7 protein-coding genes are annotated in these 6,247 nt (G+C 60.6%); 3 read left to right on the forward strand and 4 right to left on the reverse strand.

The features are described from left to right. Nucleotides 1-24: 24 nt before the first annotated feature. Nucleotides 25-1,494, reverse strand: coding sequence for a GGDEF domain-containing protein (locus tag AAHA41_RS21515; RefSeq protein WP_323070738.1), 1,470 nt, complete (start codon nucleotides 1,492-1,494; stop codon nucleotides 25-27). Between the two features lie 109 nt (nucleotides 1,495-1,603). After that, a complete protein-coding gene (locus AAHA41_RS21520) occupies nucleotides 1,604-2,062 on the reverse strand; it encodes a hypothetical protein (protein ID WP_323070739.1) in 459 nt (152 codons plus the stop codon). A 215-nt stretch (nucleotides 2,063-2,277) separates the two neighbouring features. On the opposite strand from AAHA41_RS21520, the gene AAHA41_RS21525 reads away from it, so the two are divergent. Beyond that, a complete protein-coding gene (locus AAHA41_RS21525; protein ID WP_182926150.1) occupies nucleotides 2,278-3,186 on the forward strand; it encodes an S-adenosyl-l-methionine hydroxide adenosyltransferase family protein in 909 nt (302 codons plus the stop codon). Nucleotides 3,187-3,266: 80 nt separating this feature from the next. Here AAHA41_RS21525 and AAHA41_RS21530 read toward each other — a convergent pair whose 3' ends face one another. Continuing rightward, on the reverse strand, nucleotides 3,267-3,827 hold the full coding sequence (locus AAHA41_RS21530) for a carbonate dehydratase (protein WP_005343397.1): 561 nt from the start codon (nucleotides 3,825-3,827) through the stop codon (nucleotides 3,267-3,269). A 203-nt stretch (nucleotides 3,828-4,030) separates the two neighbouring features. Between AAHA41_RS21530 and AAHA41_RS21535 the strand changes: the two genes are divergently transcribed. Both AAHA41_RS21535 and AAHA41_RS21540 read left to right on the forward strand, forming a co-directional pair. Continuing rightward, nucleotides 4,031-4,672, forward strand: a complete 642-nt coding sequence (locus tag AAHA41_RS21535; RefSeq protein ID WP_156853522.1) for a ribonuclease — start codon at nucleotides 4,031-4,033, stop codon at nucleotides 4,670-4,672. A gap of 72 nt (nucleotides 4,673-4,744) precedes the next feature. After that, nucleotides 4,745-5,815: a nitronate monooxygenase gene (locus tag AAHA41_RS21540; protein ID WP_323070740.1), complete on the forward strand. Its 1,071-nt coding sequence runs from the start codon at nucleotides 4,745-4,747 to the stop codon at nucleotides 5,813-5,815. Nucleotides 5,816-5,821: 6 nt separating this feature from the next. On the opposite strand, the gene AAHA41_RS21545 is transcribed toward AAHA41_RS21540, so the two are convergent. Further along, nucleotides 5,822-6,247: hypothetical protein (locus tag AAHA41_RS21545; RefSeq protein ID WP_323092197.1), on the reverse strand; the 426-nt coding region annotated here is incomplete at its 5' end.

Below are 6,247 nucleotides of genomic sequence, written 5' to 3' on the forward strand. Positions count from 1 at the left end.
GGGAGTGGCAGAAGGCGGGCCAGCTTAGCTGGCGGTTTCGGCGTCGGGGTTGCGGATCAGGTGGATCTGCTGGCCATCGTAGCTGGCGATATTGTGTTTGCCCTGCTGCTTGACGTGATAGAGCAGCTCGTCGGCCAGATGCACCGCCTCGGCCACCGACAGGTAGTCGCGAATGCGGATCACCCCTGCCGAGAAGGTGATGGGGTCGGGCAGCTCGGCAATGGTGAGGGGGCGAGCCAGCAGCCGGGCGGCGGAGTGGCGCATCATCTCGTCATCATCCATCCCCTTGAACAGCACGATGAACTCCTCGCCGCCCCAGCGGATGGCGCTGTCCACCTTGCGGATATTGCTCCTGAGGTGGCGGGAAAAGGCGACCAGCGCCTGATCGCCAATACCGTGGCCATAGGTGTCGTTGATCGACTTGAAGTTATCGATGTCGAGGATCATCAGGTAGTCGTGCTCGTGCAGCATGGTGCGGTTGAGGATGTCGCGCCGGGGCAGCTGGGTCAGGTGATCGGTGTGGGCCAGGGTGCGCAGCCGCTGGTAGAGCTGCTTCCATGCCACCATCGCCAGCAGAATGATGATGATGTAGACCTTGAACGCCGCGCTGTGGAGCGCCAGCTTGATGAAGTCGAGCCAGGAGTAGGACCACTTCAGATAGAGCACGGCGCCGCTCTTGGTCTGCATAAAGGGTTTGTTGAGGCAGAGATGAAAGGCGCGGCACGGCTCGGCGGCATCGAAGGCTATGGCGGTGCGGCTCGGGTTGAGATGTTGAAATGGGCGCAGCACCTCGTTGAAGGCTTCATCTACCGCGATATCGATGGCCAGCAGGCCGTATTTGTAGCCGCCGCGCCCCGGCTGATAGGTGAAGGGGAAGTACATCACTATGGTGTTGCGCAGGCTGAAACTGTCTACCTCGATATCGGAGACCACCGCTTCATCGGTGCTGCAGAAGTGCCGGAGCTTGCTGAAGCTGGCGCAGCCGAAGTAGTGATACCAGGGGCGAAAACTCATCAGATCCACCCGGACAGAACCCAGCTTGGCGGGCAGGATACGCTCGTTGGCCACCATGCCGATCAGCCGGTAGTCGTCCCAGATGGTGTAGATGTTGATCACCTCCGGGTAGGAGAGGGCGTAGCGGAAGGTGTTGAGGATATTGGCCGCCGGGTATTGCAGCGGGACATCGGCAAAGCGCTCCTTGCTCTTGAGATCGTAGCCGTAGAGATAGTCGGTGCCGACGCCGCTCGGGGGCGGGCGCCGGTCGAGCGGATGGTGCTGTGCCAGATAGCTGGCGATGTTCTCCACCTTGAGGATCTTGGCCCGCTGGTAGAAGACGTCGAACACGTTCTTCTGCTTGGCGGTGATGAGGTTCATATCGTGCTGGATGTTGAGATAGGTGTAATAGAGGACGCAACCCAGCCCGCCCAATACCAGCAGGGCGAGCCCCAGCAGGGTGGCTCTGGGACGGTCGAGTCGAATCTGATACCAGGCCATGGCCGGGGTCTCTCCTGAGTGGGGTAAAGGATCCGCAGGTGGCGGATTGCGGGTGTGGACATGATTGAGTATATGCCACCCCGCCCGGCGTCAGCCCCGGCGCGGCTGGCTATTCAACCTGCAACACCTGCTCGCTGGCCAGATGGTGCAACCACTCCCGCACGATCAGCAGCACGGCGGCAAACTCCTCCTCCCGCGGCAACTGGCTGGCGGCGAGGGGATCCCCCTCAGCCATGGCGGCCAGCTGGCCAAAGGCTTGTTCCACCAGCTCCCGGCTCATGGTGTTATCCCCCAGCACTTCGGCCAGCGAGGGTTCGCTGTGCAGAGTGAGGGGCAGACCGGGCGGTATTTCGGGAGCGATGCGCATCAGTTCATCTTCCACCACCATGATGGCGCGCTCCAGTTCGAGCGGGGTGGGCGGCGCGTGGCGAAACGGCCCGGGCTGGATGGCGCGGGTGCCGAAGGCGAGCGTCCAGCTGGCGAGGGGGGCATCGGCGTGGCCAAGCCAGACCTGACTGCGCTGCTCGCCAATCTCCAGTAACAGTGTGGTGTCGGGGGCGGGATTCATGGTGCGGGACTCCTGTCGGGGGCGAGTGTGACAACCCTCTTTTGATAACGCCATCAACCGGCTTTGGCGAGCACAATTTCTGCCATAGCCCCTCTGTTTTGCGAGTGGCGGCTCACTTTGGTGTTAACACCTTGCAATAAATTCCTGTTGTGGCAGTCTGGATGGCCAAATGAAGGTTTTTAACCACTCATTGCCACCGTTTCAGGAGTTCAGATATGGATATTCGTACCGCTCCCCGCGCCATTGCGCTCGCCCTGCTGCTGGCCAGCAGTGTTGCCACCGCCAACGAGGCGCTGGTGATCCAGACCGACTTTGGCCTTAAAGATGGCGCCGTGTCGGCCATGAAGGGGGTTGCCTTCGGGGTGGACCGCACCCTGCCGCTCTATGACCTGACCCATGAGATCCCGGCCTACAACATCTGGGAAGCCTCCTACCGCCTCTATCAGACCCTGCAGTACTGGCCCAAGGGCACTGTGTTCGTCAGCGTGGTGGATCCGGGTGTCGGCACCGATCGCAAGTCGGTGGTGCTCAAGACCAAGAGCGGTCACTACATCGTCAGCCCGGATAACGGCACCCTGACTCTGGTAGCCGAACACTTCGGTATCGACACCGTGCGCCAGATCGACGAGAAGACCAACCGCCTCAAGGGCTCCGAGAAGTCCTACACCTTCCACGGTCGCGATGTGTATGCTTACACCGGCGCGCGGCTCGCGTCCGGTGCCATCAGCTACGAGCAGGTGGGCCCGAAACTGCCTGCCGAGGTGGTGAAGATCCCCTATCAGGCTGCGGTAGCCGAGAAGGATGGCACCCTCAAGGGCACTATCCCCATTCTGGATGTGCAGTACGGCAACGTCTGGACCAACATCGACGATGCGCTGCTGACCAAGGCGGGGATCAACAAGGGGGATACCGCCTGCATCAAGATCAGCGAAGGTTCTGCGCTGAAATATGACGGCAAGGCACCCTACGTCAGCAGCTTTGGCGATGTGCCGGAAGGGCAGCCGCTGGTCTATCTCAACAGCCTGCTGCAGGTGTCGGTGGCGCTGAACATGGACAGCTTCGCCGCCAAGCATCAGGTGCAGTCCGGTGCCAACTGGCATATCAGCCTGAAGAAGTGCTCCTGATCCGCACATATATAAGTAGCGATAGAAACAGCAACGGGCGCCTCGGCGCCCGTTTTGTTCTCTGGTAATAAAGAAAGGGATCAGAACTCGTTGGAGAGCGCCTTGTACCCTTTGACCAGATCGATATTGGTGTGGGCCACGTCTTCGGAGAATTCGGCGGCATCGACCGAAACCCGCGGGATATGGGTCAGATCGCTCTGCTGGTTGATGCGGGTGGTGGAGGGGACGTAGAACTCCGGCGGCAGATCGCAGCCATCGATCACCGAGTTGTGACGCACCACGGCACCATCGCCGATATGGCAGTTGAACAGCACGCTGTTGAAACCGATAAAGACCCGGTTCCCCACTTCGCACGGCCCGTGGACGATGGAGCGGTGGGCGATGGAGGTGTATTCGCCGATGGTGACGGCGGCGCCAGATTTGGAGTGGATCACCACCCCGTCCTGAATGTTGGAGTTGGCGCCGATGACGATGGGCTCCATCTCGCCGTTGGCATCCACCTCGTCGGCGCGGATCACCGCGTAGGGGCCGACGAAGACATTCTCTTTGATGATCACCTTGCCGCAGATGATGGCGGTTTTGTCGATATAGGCGGATTCATCGATGACCGGCAGGTGGCCGGAGGGATTTTTGCGGATCATGTTACATCCTGTGGTTGCCAAGAGGAGTGCTTGGGTGGTGGACGAGGCGCCCACCGGTCGGTCAGCTTACCCCTCGTTGCCCCTCGGTGAAAGCCCTGACTGGTCTGACCCTTGTCGCAAGCAGCGCCGCGATCACTGTTTCCGCTCGCCGGAATATGGGAGCATGGCTGCCATCCCGAGAATCGGTTTGGATGGATATAAAGATGAAGAAGATGATGGCCCTGTTGGCTGGTGGTTTGCTGCTCTCCTCTGCGGTGCAGGCGAAAGGGGTGGCGGGTGACTTTGATTACTATGCACTGGCGCTCTCCTGGTCGCCCGAGCACTGCGCCGTCAAACCTGCGGACAAGGATCAATGTTCCCGCAAGCTGGGCTTTGTGTTGCATGGTCTCTGGCCCCAGTACGATCGTGGTTACCCGAGCAACTGTACCCGCGAGCGGCTCGACGCCAACATGGAGCAGAAGTTTGCCGGCCTCTACCCCAGCCGTTTTCTCTATCGCCATGAGTGGGAGAAGCACGGCACCTGCTCCGGCCTGAGTCAGCCCCAATTCCATCAGCTGGCGAGCGACCTGCGCCAGAAGGTGAAGATCCCGGCGGCTTATCAATCCCCGGAAGAGCCGCTGCGCAAGAGCACCTTCCAGCTCAAGGCTGATCTGGCGAGCGCCAACGAGTGGCTGGCCCCCGACAACATCACGGTAGCGTGCGCCGATGGTGGCCGCTTCCTGCGGGAGATCTACATCTGCGTCAATAAAGAGGGGACGGATGCGGTCACCTGCTCCGCCGAGATGCAAAAGCGCGAGCGCCGTTCCTGCGGTCAGCCGGATTTCCTGCTGCGCAGCGTGCGTTGATGTGTCTCTAGCGTGAGCGGGCCCATGATGGGCCCGCTCTATTCCCGCCATTTTCAGAAAGGAGTCTGGCTCATGGATGCCCCTTCCCGTTTTGCTCGTCGTCTCGGCCTGCGTTACCCGCTGATCCAGGCACCCATGGCGGGTGTGCAGGATCACCGGCTGGCCATCGCCGCCTGTCAGGCTGGCCTGCTGGGCTCCTTGCCCGCGGCCATGCTCGGCAGCGAGCAGTTATCCGCCCAGCTGCAGGCAATGCGGGCTGCGACCGATGCTCCCTTCAACGTCAACTTCTTCTGCCATCGGCAGGAGGAGCCAGATACTGATCAGCAGATGCGCTGGCAACAGGCGATCTCTCCCTACTATGCCGAGTTTGACATCAGCATGGCAGCAGCAACGGCTGCCGCAGCCAGGGCGCCCACCCGGGCTCCGTTCAACGCACAACATGCCGAACTGCTGACCGGGTTCAGGCCGGCAGTGGTCAGCTTCCACTTTGGTTTGCCTGCCCCCGAGCTGCTTGCCAGTGTGAAGGCGAGCGGCGCCTATGTGCTGGCCAGCGCCACCACGGTGGCCGAGGCACAGTGGCTTGCTCACCATGGAGCCGATGCGGTGATTGCGCAGGGGCTGGAAGCGGGCGGTCATCGCGGCCATTTCCTCTCTGATGATCTCGCGCGGCAGCAGAGCACCTTTACCTTACTGCCACAGCTCCTCGCCGCGATCGACCTGCCGGTGATCGCTGCCGGCGGCATCGTCGATGGCAAGGGGATTGCCAAAGCGCTGGCGATGGGGGCGAGTGGCGTTCAGATGGGTACCGCCTTTCTCTGTTGCCATGAGGCGACGACCTCGCCGCTGCATCGTGCGGCGCTTCACTCATCTCGAGGCGAGCATACGGCGCTGACCAATCTGTTCAGCGGCCGCCCCGCTCGTGGCATCAGCAACCGGTTGATGCGGGAGCTGGGCCCGCTCTCGGAGCTGGCGCCTTGCTTCCCTTATGCCAGTGGCGCCCTGGCTCTGCTGCGCGCAGTGGCGGAGTCCCGGGGCGATAGCGGGTTCTCTCCGCTCTGGGCGGGGCAGGATCTCTCCGGTTGTCGTGAGCTGCCCCTCCGCGAGCTGGTGGCGGAGTGGATAAAGGAGGCCGGGCTGGTGTGATTGGCTCTATATAAAAGGCAAAGAGAGCTGACTGGTGAGGGGATGGCTGGCGAACTGCCTGCTCAACCACCTGATAAGCGCTGTGTTATGGCCGCGAACAATCCGGATTTTACGCCTTTCTGTGGATAAGTCTGTGCAAAGCTTGTTGGTTGATATGAATAACCAATAAAGTGCAGTTTTTTGCGATTTTATTGCATTTTGGCCCTTGCCAATGTGATCAATCTCTCTATAATGCGCCTCCATCGACACGGTAAGCGGCAACGCAAACAACCGGGTCGATAACCTCGAAAAGCCTTTGCAAATAAGGCTTGACTCGAGAAGGCGGTTGAGTAGAATGCCACTCCCGCAGCAGCAAAAGCTGCCTCGCTCTTTAACAATTTGAATCAAGCAATCTGTGTGGGCACTCACAGCATCGAGCATCAAAAACAATTT

Origin of the sequence: Aeromonas sp. SER (genome assembly GCF_038739615.1) — a bacterium.
Taxonomy (GTDB): Bacteria; Pseudomonadota; Gammaproteobacteria; order Enterobacterales; family Aeromonadaceae; genus Aeromonas; species Aeromonas jandaei.